This is a genomic window from Spirillospora sp. CA-294931 (genome assembly GCF_050946795.1).
Classification (GTDB): Bacteria; Actinomycetota; Actinomycetes; order Streptosporangiales; family Streptosporangiaceae; genus Spirillospora.
The window spans coordinates 2,202,045-2,221,606 of record NZ_CP192006.1 but is presented as its reverse complement, the minus strand read 5'-3'; the positions used below and the strand labels follow the sequence as shown (position 1 = coordinate 2,221,606).

Sequence of the window (19,562 nt, the reverse complement as noted above, 5' to 3'; positions counted from 1 at the left end):
GGCTGCGCTCAGGATTGGCGGACGCCGAAAGCGGCGTTGTTCCCAATAGCAGGACTGTGAATATCGCGAGGAGGGCTCGTCGCCGACGAATCATTCTTTATCAGCCAATCCGCTAGGTCCGGATATCGACCGTAGGAGGCTGGTTTCAGGGAGGCGAGGGGGACAGCACTCCAACCGATGGTGGAGCCGACTACACCGGCTCAGGCGAAGCGTCGTCGGACGATGGCGGCGATGTTCCGGGTGGCGCCGGAAGGCTCGTCCTCGCGGATGGACATCGCCAGTCCGGCCTCCGGCGCATCGGTCAGGGGGACGTACGCGACCCCGTCCAGGCCGAGGGCGCGGACGGGTTCGGGCACGAGCGCGACGCCGAGCCCGGCGGCCACGAAGACGACCAGCGTGGCGGTCTCCGCGACCTCGGTGAGGGGCGCCGGCCGGAACCCGGCCGCGGCGCAGGCCGCGAGGACCAGTTCGTGCATCGAGGAACGTCCCCCGGCGGGGTGGACGACGAAGGGCTCATCGGCCAGGCGGCGCAGGTCGAGGTCGGCCGAGGCCGCGAGCGGGTGGTGAGCGGGAAGGACCGCCACGAGGCGTTCCGTCCGCAGCGGCATCGTGCGGACGCCCTGGCGCGGGGCGCCTTCGGGACGGTGGACGACCAGGTCGAACTCGAAGTCGATCAGGCCGTCCAGCAACTGCGGCGAGAGCAGTTCGCCGCGCAGGCGCAGGTCGATCCCCGGCAGCTCGCGGTGGACCTCCCGGGCGACGCGCGGGAGCACGTCGTAGGTGGCAGTCCCGATGAACCCGGCCGAGACGCGGCCCACCTGCCCGGTCGCCACCCGTCGCATGTCCGCGACCGCGTGATCGGCACAGCCCAGCATCCGGCGCGCATGGTCATCGAAACGGCGCCCGGCGGCGGTGAGCTCGACCCGGCGCGTCGTGCGGTCGAACAGGGTCACGCCGACCTCGCGTTCCAGCATCTTGATCTGGTGCGAGAGCGCGGGCTGGGCGATGTGCAGCCGCTGCGCGGCGCGGCCGAAGTGCCGTTCCTCGGCCAGGACGAGGAAGGCCCGCGCGTGTCGAAGCTCCATGGCGCTCAATATATCGATCTGATTTATAGATCTTGGCTGGTCCTGTATTGGATTCCATCAATGTGCGACGCTTACGGTGAGTCCATGAAGCAGGCTTTCGTCTGCGCCAACCAGGCGGGCGAGGACAACCGCAACGTCGGACGGATGGCGGTGCTGCTGGCGGGCCTCCCGGTGAGCGTCCCGGCCACGACCGTCAACCGGCTGTGCGGCTCCTCGCTGGACGCCGCGATGACCGGTTCGCGCGCCATCGAGTCCGGCGACGCCGACATCGTGCTGACCGGCGGAGTGGAGTCGATGACCCGGGCCGAGAAGTTCTCGATCTCGCGGGACCGGCAGGACGAGTTCGCCGCCCGCTCGCACGACCTGGCCCACGCCGCCTGGCAGACGGGGTTCTACGACGACCTCGTCGTCCCGGTCGAGGACGTCGTCCTGGCCCGCGACGAAGGCGTCCGGGTCGGCTCGACCGCCGCGAAGCCGGCCGGGCTGAAGGCGTCCTTCCGGGACGGCGGCACCATCACCCCCGGCAACGCGTGCCCGCTCAACGACGGGGCGTCCGCGGTGCTGGAGAACGTCTCATGACGGCGACCATCCACGAGACGGCCGCCGAGGCGGTCGCCGACATCGAGGACGGCTCGACCGTGATGCTCGGCGGGTTCGGTCTGGCCGGAATGGCCGTCCAGCTCATCGACGCTCTCATCGAGCAGGGCGCCACCGGCCTCACCGTCATCTCCAACAACGCCGGAAACGGTGACGCCGGGCTGGCCGCCCTTCTCGCCGAGGGGCGCGTCCGGAAGATGATCTGTTCCTTCCCGCGCCAGCACGATTCCTGGGTCTTCGACGGGCTCTACCGCGCCGGACGGATCGACCTGGAACTGGTGCCGCAGGGCACCCTCGCCGAACGGATGCGCGCGGCGGGCGCCGGAATCGGCGCGTTCTACTGCCCGACCGGAGTCGGCACACCGCTGGCGGAGGGCAAGGAGACCCGCGAGATCGACGGGCGCACGCACGTGCTCGAATACCCGCTCCGGGCGGACGTCGCCCTCATCGGCGCCCACATCGCGGATCGGATGGGCAACACCGTCTACCGCAAGACCGCCCGCAACTTCGGCCCGGTGATGGCGGCCGCCGCGACCACCACCGTCATGCAGGTCCGCGAGATCGTCGAAACGGGCCGGCTCGACCCCGAGACGATCGTGACCCCCTCGATCTACGTCAACCGCGTCGTCGCGGTCGGGAGCGCGTGATGGGCCGCGGCAAGGACGAGATCGCCGCACGCGTCGCCCGCGACATCGTCCTGGCCCATCCCCAGGGTTCCTACGTCAACCTCGGCATCGGCCAGCCCACCCTCGTGTCGGACCACCTGCCCGAGGGCTCGGGCGTGGTGCTGCACACCGAGAACGGCATGCTCAACATGGGCCCCGCCGCCGTCGGGGACGCGATCGACCCGGACCTGACCAACGCGGGCAAGGTCCCGGTCACCGAACCGCCGGGCGCGGCGTACTTCCACCAGGCCGACTCGTTCGCCATGATGCGCGGCGGCCACCTCGACGTGTGCGTCCTCGGCGCCTTCCAGGTCTCCGCGAGCGGCGACCTGGCCAACTGGCACACCGGTGCGGCCGACGCCATTCCCGCCGTCGGCGGCGCGATGGACCTCGCCGTCGGCGCCAAGAGCGTCTACGTGATGATGACGCTGTTCACCAAGGACGGCACCCCCAAGCTCGTCCCCGAGTGCACCTACCCGCTCACCGGCGTCGGCTGCGTGAACCGGATCTACACCGACCTCGCCACGTTCGAGATCACCTCCGGCGGCGTCCTGGTCCTCGACACGTTCGGGCCGACCCACGACGACCTCGCCAGGCGACTCGACGTCCCCCTGAAACGCGTTCCCGCGGGGCAGCGTTCGCTGCGGTAGAACAGAAGACCGAGGCTCATGCCCAAGAAGGACGCGGCGGCGTCCCGTGCATGGGCCACCACCTGAGCCGGGGGCATGCGTGGCGACATCCGAGGGACCGATGGGTGGGCGCCGCCCGGGAGGACGCGCGGCCGCGGTGGTGGCGGCGGTCCGGCAGGCGGCCATCGAGCTGCTGGACGAGCACGGCTACGCCGGCCTGCAACTCCCCGAGGTGGCGGCCCGGGCGGGCGTGAACAAGACCACCGTCTACCGGCGCTGGCCGACCAAGGCCGCGCTCGTCGGCGACCTGCTGCTGGCCATGGCGGCCGAGCAGATGCCCGCACGCGACACCGGCACCCTCATCGGCGACCTCACCGTCCACCTGGAGGGCCTGGTCGCGATCCTCCAGACCGGCACCACCCGCGCGGTGCTGACGGCCATGCTCTCCGGCGACCTCGACCAGCCGGACGCGGCCGTCCGCGAAGCCTATTTCGCCGAGCGGTTCCGTCTCAGCGCCGCGATCGTCGACCGCGCGATCGCCCGAGGCGAGCTGCCCCTGGGAACCGACGCCCGGCTCCTGCTGGAGGACGCCAGCAGCCCGGTCTACTTCCGCCTGCTGATCACCGGCCGGCCCGTCGCCCCCGACGACATCGAACTCTTCGCCACCCGCGCCCTGAGAAGCGCCCAGTCGCCCCGTCTCGAAACAGACGACCTTAAAAGCAACCGGGGTTGCTTTTAAGGTAGAGTCCGCTCAGAGCGGGCGGCACAGGGCGTCGGCGAAGCAGAGGAGGCAGATCGATGGGCAGAACGCCGATCGAGGTGTCCGCGATCATCGACGGCCGCCGGTACCCGCGCGACGCGGTCATGGCCTGGGAGGCCGAGCGCCTGCCCAAAGCGGCGGCCAAGATCGGACTCCCCGGTCCCCTCCGGAGACCTGGAGCGTCAGCGACTCGCGTTCGCCGACGGCAAGATCGCCCTGGGCCCCGCCGAGATCAGGCGCCGCCTGCGCCGGGACCTGGGAATCAGCACCCGGATCTCCACGGTCACCTCACGACTCTCCCGCGGCGAACGCGTCATGAGCGGCTGCGACCTGCACGTCACCGGAGGCGGCGCCGCCGAGTTCGTCCAGTGGTTCGCCGACACGACCCGGCCGGACTACGTCCGCACCATGATCGCCGCCAACCCCGATCACTTCCTGATCCAGGCCACTCCCCAAGACACCGTGGAAGTCGTCGAGACCACCGGTGGCAGCCCCCTGGCCAGCCGCTTCTGCGTCGACTACACCGACACCTCCGCGCTGACCTCCACCCCCGAGTCTCGCTTCACCACTCAGGCCGCGGGTGTCGCCCTCACCGAAGCGGGACGGCCGATCGGCGGCGTCCGCCACCAGTTCCGCGACGAACCCGGCGGTTTCCACGCACACCTCTGCGTCGAATTCCCCCGCTTCCTCCTCCCGCACATGGTCTCCCAACACCGCTGGCACCTGGCCGCCGAGTTCTCCAACTGGATCGAACTCGCCTTCCCCCACACCCCCTGACTCCCCCAGCACGGCCTTCTGAGCTGGGGGGCGGGGAAAGATCACGGGTTGGGTGAACCGGGCGGCGGTTGGTTCCGTGAAGTGATCACAGGCATCTGACGTCCCCCCTTCGAGGAGCCCGACCGTGCGTGAAGCTCTCGCCGCCCTGCTCGCTGATGAGTCCGTTCCCATGGCCATGCCGGACGCGGCGTTGCTGCGTGACTACCTCGGGGAGGGGTGTCCGCAGGGGGATCCGATCTGTCTCAGCTTCGGGGAGACCTGGTACCAGGTGGCGCCCGGGCTGGCGGGGTGTCTGGAGCCGGTGGAACCGCATGCCCATGGGTACCAGCTGTCGATGTACGGGCTTCCCGGGCTCCGGCGGGCCGCCAGGGAGCGGATGCTCCAGGATCACGGGCTGGGCGGGGACGAGGGGTTCGATCTGGCGGTCACCTGGGCCGGGACGCGGAGCGTCATGTTCGACTTCGGCCGGTTCCTGCTCGATGAGCATCCGGAAGACGATCGGACGCCGGTGGTGGTGGTCGCCGGTCCCAGCTGGGACTACGACGGTGTGCTCGCGCCTCTGGGGTACCGGCTGAGGTATTTCGAGTTGCGGCCCGAGAACGGGTTCGAGCCGGATCCGCGGGAGTTCGCGCGGCTGGTGGGCGATGTCGAGGGGGCCGAGGACGAGCGGCTCGCGCTGGTCGTGCTCAACCCGCAGCACAACCCGACGGCGGTGAACTGGTCCGAGGAGTTCGTGACGGGAGCGATCCGGGCCGCCGTGGGGCGCGGGGCCGGGCTGTTGATCGACGATGCCTACTTCGCCGTCCACAACCCCGGGGTGACGCCGACCTCGGCGCTGCGAATCCTGCTGGACGAGCTCCGTGGCATGCCCTACGGGCACTGGCTGGCCGTGCGCTCGTTAGGCAAGCAGTTCCACTGCAACGGCTGGGGGCTCGGGACGATGATCGCCGAGCCGGACGTTCTCGCGACCCTCGTCAACCGGTATCGCCTGCACAACTCCCTGATGTACGGCGGGACGCAGCAGCGGGCGATGGCCCGGTGGCTCGAAAGCCCCGAGAGTGAGGCGTTCCTCCGGCGCCAGCAGGTGTCGTATGGGGAGAAGCGGAAGTTGGTCGGCGAGTTCCTGCGCGGACGGCTCGGCTACCCGGCGGACAAGGTGCACGAGGGCGAATGCTCGTCCTACATGCTGTTCGCCGTCCCGGAGGCCTATGCCGAGGAGGGGAAGGCCGCGGAATTGTTCCGGGAGGACTGTTTCACTCGTACCGGAGTGCTGCTGGCACCGGCTTGGCCGTGGCCGTATAAGGGGGACGCCGCGCCGCTGCCCTGGATGCGGATGTTCCTCGGTCCTGACGCCGATCATCTGAACACCGCGTTGAACCGGCTCGAGGCGGCGGGTCTCACGTTCGGTCGGGGGCTGGCGGCCGGGAAGGGGTAGGCGCCGCTTAGGGTCGTCAACCGTGACCGAGTCTTCCTCCCAGGACACCACACGGGCGGCCTACGACGCCGTCGCCCCCCTTTACGCCGACCTGTTCCGTGACTCAGTCGAAGGTCAGCCGCTGGACCGCGCCCTGGTCACCGCGTTCGCCGAGATCGTGCGCGACGCGGGGGCCGGGCCGGTGGCCGATCTCGGATGCGGCCCCGGCGGCGTCACGGCGCGCCTGGCGTCGCTGGGCGTGACCGCCTTCGGTGTCGACGCGTCGCCCGCGATGATCGAGCTGGCCCGACAGGCGTACCCCGACCTGCGGTTCGACGAGGGGTCGATGCTCGCGCTGGACATCGCGGACGGCACGCTGGGCGGCGTTCTCTCCTGGTACTCCATCATCCACACGCCCCCGGCGGACCTGCCGCTGATCTTCGAGGAGTTCGCACGGGTGCTGGCGCCGGGTGGCCACGTGCTGCTCGGGTTCTTCGCGACCGACGACGATTCGCACCCGTCGGCCGAGCCGTTCGATCACAAGGTCTCCCTCGCCTACCGGCTTCCGGTCGACCGCGTCGCGGAACTGGCGTCCGAGGCCGGGCTCACGGAAGTCGCCCGGATGCGCCGCGGGCCGGGTGAGGGCGAGAGGTTCCAGCACGGCCGCCTCCTCGCCCGCCGGGGTCGAGGAAGCTCTCAGCCCTGAGGGTGGGTGGCGGCCTTGCACGGTTCCGGGGCGGGTGTCGCCGGGGCGCCGGGATCGCTGAGCGTGCGGGTGGTGGGTGGGCGGCGAGACAGCAGGCCTCCGATCAGGGCGGTGGCGAGGCCGGCGAGCCCGGCCACCGCGAAGCCTCCGGCGGGGACGGAGACGTCGATCGCCACTCCGACCATCGGGGAGCCGAGCGCGAAGCCCGCGCTGTGCGCCGAGGCTTGCAGCCCGGTCGCCTCGCCCCGGACGCCGGCCGGTGCCAGCCGGCTCACCGCGTCGGCCACGGTGGACAGAGTCGGTGCGGTGAGAAGCCCGGAGGCCACGACGGCCACGCAGAGCCAGGGGCCGCTGTGGGCGAGCCCGGCGGGGATCGTCACCAGGCCGAGCAGGCCGAGCAGCACCCACGTGGGGAGCGACCAGGGCAGCGCGCCGTAGACGAGCCCGCCGACGATGGACGTCACGCCGAGCACGGCGATGACTCCGGCGGCCCAGGAGACCTGGCCCGCTTCTTCGAGCCTGGCGACGATCGCGAGGTCGATGCCGCCGAGGAGGGTCGTGACGCCGAACGCCATCGTCAGCGCGGCGAGCATCTCGGTGTTCAGCCACTCCCGGCGCGGGGGACGTCGGGCCGAGGCGACTTCCGTCTCGTCGCGGGCCCGCAGCGGCGGGTCGAGCAAGGCGAGCCCGGCTCCGCCGATCACGATCGTGACGCCGACGCCCCACACCACCGCATCGGGGGACATCGTCGCCGCGCAGAGAATGACTATCGCCGGGCCCACCAGGTACGACAGTTCGCCCTGCACCGACTCCAGCGAGAACGCGGCCCGGCGCTGCCGCGCGGTCGTCATCGCGGCGATCGCCTGCCGGGTGACCGGTTGGATCGGCACCATCAGCAGGCCCGCCGCGAAGGCGGCGCCCAGCAGGACCCCGTAGGGCAGGACCGGCACGCTGAGCCAGAACACGACTTGCAGGACGACGGTCACCAGCAGCACCGAGCGCACGCCCCGCCAGTCGATCATGCGGCCGAGCAGCGGCCCGCCCAGCGCCATCCCCGCGGTCAGGGCCGCCACGACGCCCCCGGCCGCCCCGTAACTCATGCCCAGGCCCAGCACGACGAACATCGTCAGCGCCATCGCGTCGGCGGTGATCGCGGTACGGCCGACCAGGGACACCGCCAGCAACGGCGCCATCCCCGGCACGGCGAGCACCTGTCGGTATCTGGTCACCTACGTGACGTTAGATCGTCCGGCAAGCCATAGGAAGTAGTTAATTCGTTGGAGGTGACATAATGAATCGTTATGGCTAGAGACCTTGAGATCGTGTTGCTGCGGTCGTTCGTCGCCGCCGTGCAAGCGGGCAGCATCAGCCGTGCCGCGTCCGCGCTCGGCCACACCCAGCCCGCGCTCAGCCAGCAGCTGCGCAGGCTTGAGAGCGCCGTCGGGCGTCCGCTGCTCTACCGCTCGACGTCCGGTGTCTCCCCCACCCGAGCGGGCGAGGAGCTCCTGCCGTACGCCGAGCGCATCCTCTCGCTCTCCGCGCAGGCGCTCACCGAGACCGGACGCGTGCTCACCGGCCACTGCGGCGTCGGGCTGCTCGAAGACCTCGCCGCGTCCCAGCTCCCGCAGGCCCTCGCCGACCTGGCCCGGCTGCACCCCGAGGCGACGCTGGAGGTGCTGAGCGTGTCCAGTGCCGAGATGCGCAAGGCCTACGACGCGGGACGCGTCCAGCTCGTCCTGGACGAGGTGTCCGACATTCCCGGCTCGCCGCGCTGGACGGTCCGCCGGCCGTTGGTCTGGGCGGTCGGCCAGGGTGTGGACGTGGCCGCCGATCCGCTCCCGGTCGTGCTGTTCTCGCACCCGTGCTCCTGGCGCACCGCGGTGCTGGAAACGCTGGAACACGCCGACCGGAGCTGGCGGGTGGCGTTCGAAAGCAACAGCCTGGTCGGTGTGCTGGCCGCGGTGCGAGCCGGGCTCGGCGTCGCGGCATTGATGCCCGCCAACCTCGAACCGGTCATGGCCCACCACGACGCCGACGCCCTGCCCACCCTGCCGGACATCGAACTCGGCCTCGCACGGCACCCGCGGACCGAGGCCGATCCGCTGATCGATGCCGTGGAGACCGCGCTACGGCGAATGATCTGAGGTCTCGGCCGCGGCCGTCCAGGACGCCGAGCGCCACCAGGGGCGCGAGGCGAGCGCGGCCAGTCCGGCGCCGGTGGCGTTGATCAGTACGTCGTCCACGGACGACACCCGGTCAAGGCGCAGGACGTACTGCGCCGTCTCGACCACAACAGAGCAGCCCGCGCCGAGCGCCAGGACCCGCGGTACCGACGCCAGCGACGGGAACCTCAGCGGGGCGAGGAATCCCAGCGCCGCGAAGACCAGCAGGTTGCCGACGATCTGTGTCGTGTTCATCGTGAGCAGGTCCCGCACCGGCACCAGGTTCACGACGCCGTCGTCCTCGTCGCCCGGCATGAGGATCATCCATACCCACGGCACCGTCCCGTAGACGATGCCGACCTCGGCCAGCGACACCCGCCACGGAGACGTGACGCCGGCCGCCCGGCGGTGACGTGCCAGCGCCCACACCACCAGCGCGGCCAACGGCAGGGCGAGCACCGTCAGGAGAACCACGCCGTTGAACGTCCCGAACAGGGAGTCCCAACCCGGCCTGCGCAACGGCATGAACAGGATCCGCAGCGCCATGGGCCCCGAGCCGAACGCGGCGATCGCGACACCGAGGAGCGCCAGGCCACCGATCACGATCCTGCGCGTGCGGCGGGCTGGAGTTAAGGGCGAGGCACTCGGGTCCATGGAGCCAGTAAAGAGGGAGGGCCGTATCGCGGGCGTATGAATTTCACAGGCTTCCCAGCCAGTGGACGAGGGTTTTCGCGGTGATGTCGACGTGCTCGTTCAGCATGGATCGGTGGTCGCCCGGAAGGTCGAGCGTGGTGGTGGGATTCCAGAGGGCGGTGAAGGTGCTTTCCGAGGCTTGCGCGAAGGTCAGCGGGGTGGTGAGCGGGGACGGCGTCCAGTTTTCGAGAAGGTGGATGTAGGTGCCCTGCGCGAGGAGTTCCGCGTCGGTCATCAGGGCGAACACGGCGTCGTCGGCCGGAAGGGCGCGCAGGTCCATTCTGAAGTCGGCGGGGTCGCTGCGCGGGTGGGGCGTGTCGAGCAGCGCGAGGGCGGCCGGTGCCGTGCCGAGGTGTTCGAGGCGGTGGGTCAGGGCGTGCGCGAGCCATCCGCCCGAGGAGTAGCCCGCCAGGACGAACCGCGTGTCGCGGAAGTGCCGCAGCAGCGTGTCGGACAGGACGTCGAGGACGACCTCCAGCGTGCGCGGAAGCGGGTCGCCGTCGCCGAATCCGGGATACCGCAGGGTGTGGACGTCGGCCTGGCCGTCCAGGTTCCGGCCGAGGCGGCTGAAGTTGTAGTCGCAGGGAGCGAAGATCGACGGGAGACAGACCAGCGTGTGCGGCGCGGATCCGGTCGTCAGCCTGGTCACCGGTACCGGACGGCGGAACTCGGCGCGGTCGCCGAAGTCGGGACGGAGCTTGGCCAGGGCCTGGAGGACGCCGATGCCCTCGTCCAGTTTGTCGATCTCACAGGCGTGCCGGTAGAGGTGCCGCACGCTCAGCGAGTCGTGGGGCTCGTCGGTGACGGAAAGGCTCGCGGCGAGGTGGGTCGCGAGTCCCTCCGCCGTGGGGTGGTCGAGCACGGCCGCGGAGGGCAGGTTCAGGCCGGTGAGGGCGATGAGGCGGCGGCGGAGCGTGACGGAGGCCAGGGAGTCGAAGCCGAGTTCGAGGAAGCGGCGGTGCGGGTCGATCTCCTCGCCCGAGGCGTGCCCCAGCAGCGCGGCGATCTCCGCGCGGATCAGGGGCAGGAGCGTCCGGGCCCGTTCGCTCTCGTCCAGTGACCGCAGATGGTCGAGGGCAGCGGGCGGCTGGGCTTGGGCGGGGGACGCCGTCAGCTCGTCGAACAGCCGGTTGGGGCGGAACGCGGTGATGACGGGCGTGAACCGGGCCGGTTCCAGGTCGACGACGGTGAACACCGGTTCCGCCGTCGTCCCGGCGTGGGCGAGGGCGGTGATCGCGGTGGCGGGGGCCATGGGGGTGAGGCCGCGTTCGCGGAGGTCGTCGTCCCAGCTCAGGTCGGTGACCATGCCGCCGTCGGCCCAGGGGCCCCATTCGATCGCGGTGGCGGCCACGCCGCCGGAGCGCAGGCGGCAGGCGAGCGCGTCGAGGTAGGTGTTGCCCGCGGCGTAGGCGGCGGCTCCGCCGACCCCCCACGCCGCCGAGGTGGAGGAGAACAGGACGACGGCGTCCAGCGGGACGCCGTCGAGCAGCGTCGTCAGGTGGTCGGCTCCGAGGACCTTGCCCGCGATCGTGCCCGCGAACTCCGCGAGGTCGATGTCGATGAGCGGGGCGATCCGGTCGATCACGCCCGCCGCGTGGACCACGGCGGTCAGGTCGCCGGGAAGGGCGTCGAGCATCGCGGCGACGCTGTCGCGGTCGGCGACGTCGCAGGCCAGGATGCTCGCCCGGCGGCCCAGCGCGCGCAGTTCGGCGAGCAGCGCGTCCGCGCCGGGCGCTCGGGGGCCGCGGCGGCTGGTCAGGACGATGTGCTGGGCCCCGTTGCGGGCCAGCCAGCGCGCGGTGTGCGTCCCGAGCGCGCCGGTGCCGCCGGTGACCAGGACGGTTCCGCGTGGACGCCAGGGCGTTCCCGTCCGGTTCTGTGCGGGGACGAGGCGGCGCGCCAGCGGCCCGGAGTCGCGGATCGCCAACTGGTCCTCGCCGTCGGGCGCGGCCAGCACGGCCGCGAGCCAGTCGACCGCCCGGCGGGACGGGTCGGCGGGAAGGTCGATCAGACCGCCCCAGTGGCGTGGGAGTTCGAGCGCGACGGTCCGTCCCAGGCCCCACACCATCGCCTGGCGGGGATTGCGGAGCCGGTCGGACGCGCCGGCCGACACCGCCGATTCGGTGGCGCACCACAGCGGCGCGGTCACGCCCCGGTCCGTCATGGCCTGGATCAGCGCGCAGGTCAGGGCCAGCCCGTCGGTCATCGAGGAGTGCCGCGCGTGGACGGTCTGGTCGAGGGCGAGCAGCGACAGGACACCGGCCAGGCCCTCGCCCGGGCCGAGCCGCCGCGCGAGCCGGGCGCGATCGGCGTCGTCGGCGCACAACGGAAGGACGTCGACGACCGCGCCCCGCTGTTCGAGGGCGCCCGCCACCTGGGCGAGCAGCTCGGGGGCCACGCCGGTGGTCGGGGTCACCAGGAGCCAGCGCCCGGACAGGACGGGGCCTTGGGCGGGGATGCCGTGCGCGCGCGTCCAGCCGATGCGGTGCAGCCAGGCCGCGGGGACCTTCGCTGAGCTGGGCGGCTCGGGCTCGTCCAGCCAGTAGCGCCTGCGCTGGAACGCGTAGGTCGGCAGCTCGGCCGGTCTCGCCCCGCGTTCGGCGTACAGGTCGTGCCAGGCGATCGGGACGCCCCGCACATGCAGCTCGGCCAGCGCTTCCAGCAGCTCTTGGTCTTCGGCGGGGCCACCGCGTTGCGCGGCGACGGCCGGCGGGCCGTCCGGCAGGCAGTCCGCGCTCATCGCGGTCAGCGTCGGCGCGGGGCCGAGTTCGACGAGGGCCGCTGGTCCCTCCCGTCGCAGGCGGCGCAGGGCGTCCAGGAAGCGGACGGGTTCGCGCGCGTGGCGCGTCCAGTGTTCCGGGGAGCACAGGTCGGCGTGCTCGCCGGTGAGGGTGGAGATCACCGGAAGCACCGGCGCGCGGGCGGTGACGCCCGCGGCGATCTCGCGGAACTCGGCGAGCATGCCGTCCATGTGCGCGGAATGGAAGGCACGGCCGGTGTTCAGCCGGATCGTCGCGCGTCCGCGTTGTTCCCAGAGCGCGGCGGCCGCGGCGACGGCGTCCCGGTCTCCGGAGATCACCGTGGACCGGGAACCGTTCACCGCCGCGATGTCGAACGGGTGCCGTCGCTCGGCGAGTACCTCGTCCTCGGCGGCCGCGATCGCGATCATCGCCCCGGTCGCCGGGCATGCCTGCATCAGGCGGCCTCGGGCGGCGACCAGCGTGCACGCGTCGCCGAGCGACCAGAGGCCCGCGACGTAAGCCGCCGCGAACTCCCCGATCGAGTGGCCCAGCACGACATCGGGTGCGAGCCCCCAGCTCTGGACGAGCCGGAACAGCGCCACCTCGAAGGCGAACAGCGCGGGCTGCGCGTAGCCGGTCTGGTGCAGTGCTTCGGGGTCGTTGAACATCACCTCGCGCAGCGGACGCGGGAGACGGTCGTCGAATTCGGCGCAGATCTCGTCCAGCGCCTCGGCGAAAACGGGGAACGCCGCGTGGAGCCGCCTGCCCATTCCGGCGCGTTGGCTGCCCTGGCCGGTGAAGAGGAAGGCCACCTTGCCCGTGGGGCGCGCGCTCCCCCTCAGCACGCCCGGCGCCGAGGCGCCGCGGACGATCGCGGCGAGGCCGCGCGAGAGCTCGTCCCGGCCGGAGCCGACCACGGCGGCGCGGTGCTCGAAGCGCGTCCGTCCGGCCAGCGAGAAGGCGGCATCGACGAGATCCAGTTCGGGACGGGCCTCGGCGTGCTCCAGCAGCCGGGCGGCCTGGTCGCGCAGGGCGTCCTCGGTGCGGCCCGAGACCACCCAGGCCACCGCGGTGGACGGACGCTCGCGCGCCGCAAGGGCAGGGGGCTCGGGCGGCTCTTCGAGGATGACGTGCGCGTTGGTTCCGCTCACCCCGAACGCGGACACGGCGGCCCGGCGCGGACGGCCCGGCCGGTCCCACGGGCGCGGCTCGGTGAGCGGGGCCAGGTTTCCCGCCCGCCAGTCCACATGCGGGGTCGGGTCTTCGGCGTGCAGGGTCTTGGGCAGGAGCCGGTGCCGCATGGCCTGCACCATCTTGATCACACCGGCGGCGCCCGCGGCGGCCTGGGTGTGGCCGAGGTTCGACTTCAGCGATCCGATCCACAGCGTCCGGTCGGCCGGACGGTCCCGGCCGTAGGTGTGCAACAGGGCGGTCGCCTCGATGGGATCGCCCAGCGGGGTCCCGGTGCCGTGCGCCTCCACGGCGTCGACGTCGGCGGCCGCCAGGCCCCCGTTGGCCAGGGCCTGCCGGATCATGCGCTGCTGCGCCCGGCCGCTGGGAGCGGTCAGGCCGTTGCTGGCCCCGTCCTGGTTGACCGCGCTCGCGCGGAGCAGCGCCAGCACCGGGTGCCCGTTGCGCCGGGCGTCCGGCAGCCGTTCCAGCAGCAGCATGGCCGCGCCCTCGGACCATCCGGTGCCGTCCGCGGCCGCCGAGAAGGCCCGGCACCGTCCGTCCGGCGACAGCCCGCCCTTCCTGCTGAACTCCAGGAGCATGCCCGGCGTGCTCATCACGGTGGCGCCGCCCGCCAGGGCGAGGTCGCTCTCCCCGTCGCGCAGCGACCGGGCGGCCAGGTGCAGCGCGACCAGCGAGGCCGAGCACGCGGTGTCCACGGTCATCGCCGGGCCTTCCAGCCCCAGGGTGTAGGCGACGCGGCCGGACACGACACCGAGCATGGTGCCGGTGAACATCCGTCCCTGCGCCTCATCGGGCGCGCGGTGCCAGGACGGCCCGTAGTCCTGGATGGACACCCCGGTGAACACGCCGGTGCGGCTGCCGCGCAGCGTCCCGGGATCGATCCCGGCACGCTCCAGCGCCTCCCACGCGGTCTCCAGCATCAACCGCTGCTGCGGGTCCATCGCCGTCGCCTCGCGGGGGCCGATGCCGAAGAACCCGGGGTCGAACAGGCCGGGGTCCCGAAGGAAGCCGCCACCGCGTGCGTAGGTGGTGCCTCGATGCTCCGGGTCGGGGTGGTACAGCGCGGGCAGATCCCAGCCGCGATCGGCCGGGAAGCCCCCGATCACGTCCCGCTCCTCCAGGACGAGGCGCCACAGGTCGTCCGGCGAGTCGACGTCACCCGGCAGCCGGCACGCCATGCCGACGATGGCGATCGGCTCCGCTTCGGGCCCCTCCCGCTCCGGCCGCGCGGCCTCGGACGCGATCCCGAGCAGCCGCGACCGCAGGTACCCGGCCACGGCCGCCGGTGTCGGGTGGTCGAAGAACAGTGTCGCGGGCAACTCCAGCCCGGTCGCGTCCGCCAGCCGCTCCCGGCACCGCCGCGCCCCGTCACGGACCACACCCAGACGGCGCCACGGGAGATCCGGCTCGACCGTGCGTCCCGCACCGAGCACGGCGCCCACCTGTTCGGCGATCAGGCCCATCAGCGCCGCGTGCCGGGCCGCGTCCGGCAGCTCCATCAGCCTCGCCCGCCAGCGGCCCCGGTTCTCCGCCGCAGACTGCTCGTTCATGGATGAGTTCCCCCGCCTGATCGTGATGCCCGGAGCCGAGACACGCGGCGACTCCACTCAGTGTCCGATCCTGTACCAGGAGTGACACTCTCGGCAACGCGATCAACGGGGTGCGGGGGTGGCTCAGAGGCGGGTTGCCAGGCGGGGCAGCAGGTGGAGGGCGTTGGTGCGGTCGATCCTCAGGCGGTCGGCGGGGGTCAGGGTCTTGTCGCGTTCGAGGGCGGTGACCAGGGTGGGCAGCTCGGTGGCCGGGACGGCCGGGTAGTCGGATCCGAAGAGGATCCGTCCGGCGCCGGCGGCGTTGAGCAGCGAAGGTGTGGCGTAAGGCGACATCGGCTGGGCGGTGTCGTAGTAGAAGCGTGCGAGGGCGCGTTCGACGTCGGCGGGCCGGGGGCCTTCGCCGAGTCGTCCGGCCAGCTGGGCGCGTCCGGCGGCGTAGGGCAGGAAGCCACCAGCGTGGGACAGGATGATCGACACGTTCGGGAAGCGTGCCAGGGTGCCCGTGGCGATCATGTTCAGGGCGGCCCTGGTCGTGTCGAGCATGTAGTCGGCGACCCAGCTGTCGAGGGCGGGGACGGCGCGCTTCTCGAATTCGCCGGGCAGCCAGGACGGGTGCACCAGGACCACGGCGCGCCGCCGGTCGAGTTCCGCGAACAGCGGGTCGAAGGCGCGATCTCCGAGGTAGGTGCCGTCCGCGGCGTGGGCCATCAGCAGCACCCCGTCGGCGCCCAGCTCGTCCAGGGCGCGGACGGCCTCGGCCCGGGCCAGGTCGACGTGGGAGACCGGCAGGTAGGCGAAGTGCCCGAAGCGGCGCGGATGGCTCTTGACCAGGTCGGCCATGGAGTCGTTGAAGACCCGGGTGGCCTCGGCGGCCAGCGCCCTCTCCTTGAGGAACTCGCTCGCGAGCGGAAGGGAGGCGACGCCGACCGCGATGCCGTTGGCGTCCATGACCTTCAGCGCGTCGTCGAGCGTCCACTGGGCCCAACGCGGCCAGGTCTCGGGCTTGGCCGGGTCGAGCCACCCCTTCTTGATCACCCAGTCCCGGCTGGCCTCGGGCAACGCGTGGTAGTGGACGTCGATGCGGCGGCCCCTGCGGGCGCCGGCCAGCGCCGCCGATCGGGGGGCATTGGTCGAAACGGCCATTGAACCGACCGCGGCGGCACTGGCCGCGCCCGCCGTGAGGAGGCCGGCGAATCGCAGCGCCTGCCTCCGGGTCGTCTCGTCGCCTCGTCGGTTGGACACCATGGTGTCCTCACCCCTTTTCCCATGTTCGTCAGTGGACCCTCGTGGCCCTGACGAACACCTTCGCCGGGTGGGAGCGCCGCGGCGTCGGCGGAAAGTTGACGGTGGCGAGGAGCCGCGTACGACTTTCGGGCGACGGTGTCAGTCCAGGAGCCCGGCGTGGTGGGCGAGGATGGCGGCCTGGACGCGGTTGGTGAGGGCGAGCTTGGCCAGGATCCGGCTGACGTGGGTCTTGGCGGTGGCCTCGCTCATCCCGAGGGACGCGGCGATCTCGCTGTTGGCCAGCCCGCCGCCGAGCGCGGTGAGGACCTCGCGCTCCTTGCCGGTCAGGACGCGCAGGCGCTGGACGGCCTCGGCCCCGCGGCGTTCGGCGTCCGTCCGGTCGTCCGGCCCGGCGAAACGGCGCAGGAGCCGCCGGGTGATCTTCGGCGACAGCATGGCCTCGCCGGACGCGGCGGCCCGGACCGCCGCGGTCATCTCGGCCGCGGTGGCGTCCTTGAGCAGGAAGCCCACCGCTCCGTGGCGGAGCGCGGTGTGCACGTACTCGTCCAGGTCGAAGGTGGTGAGCACCACGACGTGCGGCGGGTCGGCCGAGCGCACCAGGCGGTCGGTGGCGGTGAGGCCGTCGGAGCGGGGCATGCGGATGTCCATCAGGACGACGTCCGGGCGGAGCGCCCGGGCCATCCGCACGGCCGCGTCGCCGTCCGCGGCCTCGCCGACCACGGTCAGGTCGGGGGCGGACTCCATGATGGTGCGCAGCGTCGCGCGGACCATCCATTCGTCGTCCACGATCAGTACGCGGATCATCCGGCGGCCTCCGGGGTCAGCGGGATGGTGGCGGTGATCTCGAACCCGCCGTCGGGTGTGGGCCGTGCGTCCAGCTCGCCACCCACCAGCCGGACCCGCTCGGCGATGCCGAGCAGGCCGTGCCCGCCCTGGGGCAGCCCGGCGGTGCCCGTCCCGGCGTCGTTGGTGACCGAGAGCCGCAGCAGCCGCGGGGTGTGCCGGACGACGACACGGGTGCGCGCGTCCCCGGCGTGCTTGTGCGCGTTGGTGAGGGCCTCCTGGACGACCCGGTAGGCGGCGTGCTCGACCAGGGCGGACGGCCGGGGCGCCGCCTCCCCGGTCATCTCGAAGGTGACGGGCAGGCCGGTGCGGCCGGACTCGGCGACCAGATCCGCCAGGTCGGCCAGGCCCGGTTGCGGGACCAGCGGCGCGTCGCGGTCCTCGCCGCGCAGCACCTCCACCAGGGAGCGGAGCTCGGTCAGGGCCTCGCGTCCGATGGAGCCGATGCGGCGTCCGGCCGTGACGGCGTCCTGGCCGTTGGACGCCTCCAGCGCCGTGGCGTGCAGCACCATCAGCGCCACCCGATGTGTGACCACGTCATGCATGTCCCGGGCGATGCGGGAGCGCTCGTCGCCGCGCGCCCGCATGACGCGCTCGTGCTGCTCGCGCTCGGCGCGCTCGGCCCGGCCGCGCAGGCTGTCGAGCAGCTCGCGCCGGGTGCCCACGTACAGGCCGAGCAGCGCGGGCGCCACGCACACCGCGAGGCTGATGGGGGCGCTGGCGTCCGGGCCGCCCATCCGCCACAGCGGCACCGAGACCACCCCGACGGCGACCGCCGTCGCCGCCGCCACCCTGCGCCAGGACGCCGTCCGCTCGGCCAGCGTGTACTGCGCGACCACGACGACGATCCAGGCCGACAGCACCACGAACGCCACCAGCGCCGCTGCCGCGAAGACCTCCGGACGCCGCCGGCGCGCGAGGACGGCTCCGCCGACCGACGCCCCGACCACCGCCCTGGCCCACAGCGGCGGATCCCACGCGAAGTAGGAGAAGTTCGCCGACTCCGCGTCGGCGGAGGCCGTGATCACGGCGAGCGCGACGGCGAACACCGCGTCGAGCACCGTCCGGCCACGCCAGAAAGCCCACCTCATGGCGGCGAGGCTAGCCTCGTCCAGGTCATGGAAGCGTCGCCCGATAGTGGTACGCGGGTCCAAGGACGGGGTCGGAGCGGGGCCCCGGACGAGAAAGGCGATCGTCCGGGGCCCGCCGGTTCAGCAGCCCTTCTGGAAGGGCTTGGCGGCGAAGCGGTCGCGGAAGAAGTTCAGGACGTCTCCGGCGGCGCCGTACATGGTGGTGGCGTGTTCGAGGGGGTAGGAGATCTTGTAGGTGCTCTGGATGCCCGTCTGGCAGTAGGTCTTGTGGAGGGCGTCCATGGGCTCGTGCGGGAGGATCTCCTCGGCCCAGCCTCGGTAGAGGAAGACGGGGAAGCCGACCTTGTACTTGGCGGCGGAGGCGGGGCCGCCGACGTCGACGCCGAGGTTGAGGCTGTCGGCGATCTGGCCCCAGGTCTGGCCGCCCGGGCCCTTGATCGCGTACAGCTGCTCGAGGGTGAGCTTGTCGGTGCTGAAGTTCTCGACCTTGGCGCCCAGGAACACCATGAGCGTTCCGATCAGGCAGTTGCTCTTGACGTCCTTCTCGGCCTTGCGGCCGGCGTCGTTCATCAGCTCGTCGAAGGGCATCTCGGGGTACTGGGCCTTGAGCCCGATCAGGGTGTCGGCCAGGAAGCCCGCGAAGAAGCTGCCGTTGAGCTGCTTGGCCGCGGCCTTGAGGTTGGCCGGGATGCCGCCGGACGCGACCCCGACGACGTCGAGGTCGGGGGCGTAGGACGCGGCGAGCTGCGCGGCCCAGCCCGCGGTGTTGCCTCCTTCGGAGTAGCCGGAGATGCCGACCCTGCTGTCGGCGGTGAGGGTGCCGCCGGGGATCTTCTTGGCGGCGCGGGCGATGTCGAGGGTGGCGGGGCCGTTGGCCTTGCCGTTGACGTAGTAGTGCGTCTGGCCGTCCAGGTAGCCGACGCCGTCGGTCGCGGCCAGCGCCCAGCCCTCGTTGACGTAGCCGGACAGGTTCGGGGCCTCGAACTGGTCCTGGAACCCGGTGGTCATCTGCTTGGACAGCGAGCAGGACGACCCCGAGCCGTGGGTGAACGGCGCGTAGGCCAGGGTGGGGCGCGAGCCGCCCTTGGTCCAGGCGGCGGTGGGGATCGCGACCGTGCCGGACGCGGCGACCCTGGCGCCCTTGGCGTCGGTGGTCACGTACTGGACCTTCCACGCCTTGTAGGGCTGGAGGTTCGGCACGAACGACAGCGTGGTGGGGCGGCAGGCGAGGATGTCGCCGGGGTTGCCGGACACCCTCGCGGGGGGCTTGTAGATGTCGGCCTCACCGGCGGTACAGCCCGCCGGATCGGCCGCCGCGGTCTCGGCCACGAGGGCCGGAGCGACCGCGATCGCGGCACCTAGACTCAGTGCGGCGAGCACACTGGCGATCTTCACGTGGTCCTCCTCGGT

At 72.1% G+C, this 19,562-nt stretch carries 16 protein-coding genes; 8 read left to right on the top strand and 8 right to left on the bottom strand.

The genetic code is table 11. From position 1 onward, the window contains the following. Positions 1-200: 200 nt before the first annotated feature. Positions 201-1,085: a LysR family transcriptional regulator gene (locus ACQPY4_RS10420; RefSeq protein ID WP_433334943.1), complete on the bottom strand. Its 885-nt coding sequence runs from the start codon at positions 1,083-1,085 to the stop codon at positions 201-203. 84 nt (positions 1,086-1,169) lie between these two features. On the opposite strand from ACQPY4_RS10420, the gene ACQPY4_RS10415 reads away from it, so the two are divergent. From ACQPY4_RS10415 to ACQPY4_RS10385, 7 genes are all read left to right on the top strand, one after another. Then, positions 1,170-1,664: a beta-ketoacyl synthase N-terminal-like domain-containing protein gene (locus tag ACQPY4_RS10415; RefSeq protein WP_433334941.1), complete on the top strand. Its 495-nt coding sequence runs from the start codon at positions 1,170-1,172 to the stop codon at positions 1,662-1,664. Then, entirely contained in the window at positions 1,661-2,329 is a 669-nt protein-coding gene (locus tag ACQPY4_RS10410) for a 3-oxoacid CoA-transferase subunit A (RefSeq protein WP_433334939.1), read from the top strand. The genes ACQPY4_RS10415 and ACQPY4_RS10410 overlap by 4 nt, the downstream gene beginning before the upstream one ends. Next, on the top strand, positions 2,329-2,997 hold the full coding sequence (locus ACQPY4_RS10405) for a 3-oxoacid CoA-transferase subunit B (protein ID WP_433334937.1): 669 nt from the start codon (positions 2,329-2,331) through the stop codon (positions 2,995-2,997). Before ACQPY4_RS10410 ends, ACQPY4_RS10405 begins: the two co-directional genes overlap by 1 nt. 100 nt (positions 2,998-3,097) lie before the next feature. After that, the gene (locus ACQPY4_RS10400) at positions 3,098-3,715 is read left to right on the top strand and encodes a TetR/AcrR family transcriptional regulator (protein ID WP_433334935.1); all 618 of its coding nucleotides are present in this window, start codon (positions 3,098-3,100) and stop codon (positions 3,713-3,715) included. Positions 3,716-4,051: 336 nt separating this feature from the next. Beyond that, positions 4,052-4,513, top strand: a complete 462-nt coding sequence (locus ACQPY4_RS10395; protein WP_433334933.1) for a hypothetical protein — start codon at positions 4,052-4,054, stop codon at positions 4,511-4,513. Positions 4,514-4,637: 124 nt separating this feature from the next. Further along, positions 4,638-5,948, top strand: coding sequence for a pyridoxal phosphate-dependent aminotransferase (locus tag ACQPY4_RS10390; protein ID WP_433334931.1), 1,311 nt, complete (start codon positions 4,638-4,640; stop codon positions 5,946-5,948). A 22-nt stretch (positions 5,949-5,970) separates the two neighbouring features. Next, the gene (locus ACQPY4_RS10385; protein WP_433334929.1) at positions 5,971-6,633 is read left to right on the top strand and encodes a class I SAM-dependent methyltransferase; all 663 of its coding nucleotides are present in this window, start codon (positions 5,971-5,973) and stop codon (positions 6,631-6,633) included. Here the strand turns inward: ACQPY4_RS10385 and ACQPY4_RS10380 are convergent. After that, positions 6,624-7,862 carry an MFS transporter gene (locus ACQPY4_RS10380; protein ID WP_433334927.1) on the bottom strand — a complete coding sequence of 413 codons (1,239 nt, stop codon included), beginning with the start codon at positions 7,860-7,862 and terminating at the stop codon, positions 6,624-6,626. The genes ACQPY4_RS10385 and ACQPY4_RS10380 overlap by 10 nt on opposite strands. Positions 7,863-7,934: 72 nt before the next feature. On the opposite strand from ACQPY4_RS10380, the gene ACQPY4_RS10375 reads away from it, so the two are divergent. After that, on the top strand, positions 7,935-8,777 hold the full coding sequence (locus ACQPY4_RS10375) for a LysR family transcriptional regulator (RefSeq protein WP_433334925.1): 843 nt from the start codon (positions 7,935-7,937) through the stop codon (positions 8,775-8,777). On the opposite strand, the gene ACQPY4_RS10370 is transcribed toward ACQPY4_RS10375, so the two are convergent. The 6 genes from ACQPY4_RS10370 to ACQPY4_RS10345 all read right to left on the bottom strand — a co-directional run bounded on the left by ACQPY4_RS10370 (position 8,760) and on the right by ACQPY4_RS10345 (position 19,547). Further along, on the bottom strand, positions 8,760-9,449 hold the full coding sequence (locus ACQPY4_RS10370; RefSeq protein ID WP_433334923.1) for a VanZ family protein: 690 nt from the start codon (positions 9,447-9,449) through the stop codon (positions 8,760-8,762). The genes ACQPY4_RS10375 and ACQPY4_RS10370 overlap by 18 nt on opposite strands. A gap of 43 nt (positions 9,450-9,492) precedes the next feature. Next, on the bottom strand, positions 9,493-14,973 hold the full coding sequence (locus ACQPY4_RS10365) for a type I polyketide synthase (RefSeq protein WP_433334921.1): 5,481 nt from the start codon (positions 14,971-14,973) through the stop codon (positions 9,493-9,495). Between the two features lie 123 nt (positions 14,974-15,096). Beyond that, positions 15,097-16,116 carry an amidohydrolase family protein gene (locus tag ACQPY4_RS10360; protein ID WP_433334919.1) on the bottom strand — a complete coding sequence of 340 codons (1,020 nt, stop codon included), beginning with the start codon at positions 16,114-16,116 and terminating at the stop codon, positions 15,097-15,099. 240 nt (positions 16,117-16,356) lie between these two features. Continuing rightward, positions 16,357-17,022, bottom strand: a complete 666-nt coding sequence (locus tag ACQPY4_RS10355; RefSeq protein WP_433334917.1) for a response regulator — start codon at positions 17,020-17,022, stop codon at positions 16,357-16,359. After that, positions 17,019-18,152 (bottom strand): sensor histidine kinase, encoded by a 1,134-nt coding sequence (locus ACQPY4_RS10350; protein WP_433334915.1) that lies wholly within the window; start codon positions 18,150-18,152, stop codon positions 17,019-17,021. The genes ACQPY4_RS10355 and ACQPY4_RS10350 overlap by 4 nt, the downstream gene beginning before the upstream one ends. 120 nt (positions 18,153-18,272) lie before the next feature. Beyond that, entirely contained in the window at positions 18,273-19,547 is a 1,275-nt protein-coding gene (locus tag ACQPY4_RS10345; protein WP_433334913.1) for a lipase family protein, read from the bottom strand. Positions 19,548-19,562 lie beyond the last annotated feature (15 nt).

Coding starts and splice junctions, on each gene's coding strand:
- ACQPY4_RS10370 (WP_433334923.1), bottom strand. CDS start 9,449: ATGGACCCGAGTGCCTCGCCCTTAACTCCAGCCCGCCGCACGCGCAGG.
- ACQPY4_RS10365 (WP_433334921.1), bottom strand. CDS start 14,973: ATGAACGAGCAGTCTGCGGCGGAGAACCGGGGCCGCTGGCGGGCGAGG.
- ACQPY4_RS10415 (WP_433334941.1), top strand. CDS start 1,170: ATGAAGCAGGCTTTCGTCTGCGCCAACCAGGCGGGCGAGGACAACCGC.
- ACQPY4_RS10375 (WP_433334925.1), top strand. CDS start 7,935: ATGGCTAGAGACCTTGAGATCGTGTTGCTGCGGTCGTTCGTCGCCGCC.
- ACQPY4_RS10420 (WP_433334943.1), bottom strand. CDS start 1,085: ATGGAGCTTCGACACGCGCGGGCCTTCCTCGTCCTGGCCGAGGAACGG.
- ACQPY4_RS10395 (WP_433334933.1), top strand. CDS start 4,052: ATGAGCGGCTGCGACCTGCACGTCACCGGAGGCGGCGCCGCCGAGTTC.
- ACQPY4_RS10410 (WP_433334939.1), top strand. CDS start 1,661: ATGACGGCGACCATCCACGAGACGGCCGCCGAGGCGGTCGCCGACATC.
- ACQPY4_RS10360 (WP_433334919.1), bottom strand. CDS start 16,116: ATGGCCGTTTCGACCAATGCCCCCCGATCGGCGGCGCTGGCCGGCGCC.
- ACQPY4_RS10355 (WP_433334917.1), bottom strand. CDS start 17,022: ATGATCCGCGTACTGATCGTGGACGACGAATGGATGGTCCGCGCGACG.
- ACQPY4_RS10400 (WP_433334935.1), top strand. CDS start 3,098: ATGGGTGGGCGCCGCCCGGGAGGACGCGCGGCCGCGGTGGTGGCGGCG.
- ACQPY4_RS10405 (WP_433334937.1), top strand. CDS start 2,329: ATGGGCCGCGGCAAGGACGAGATCGCCGCACGCGTCGCCCGCGACATC.
- ACQPY4_RS10350 (WP_433334915.1), bottom strand. CDS start 18,152: ATGAGGTGGGCTTTCTGGCGTGGCCGGACGGTGCTCGACGCGGTGTTC.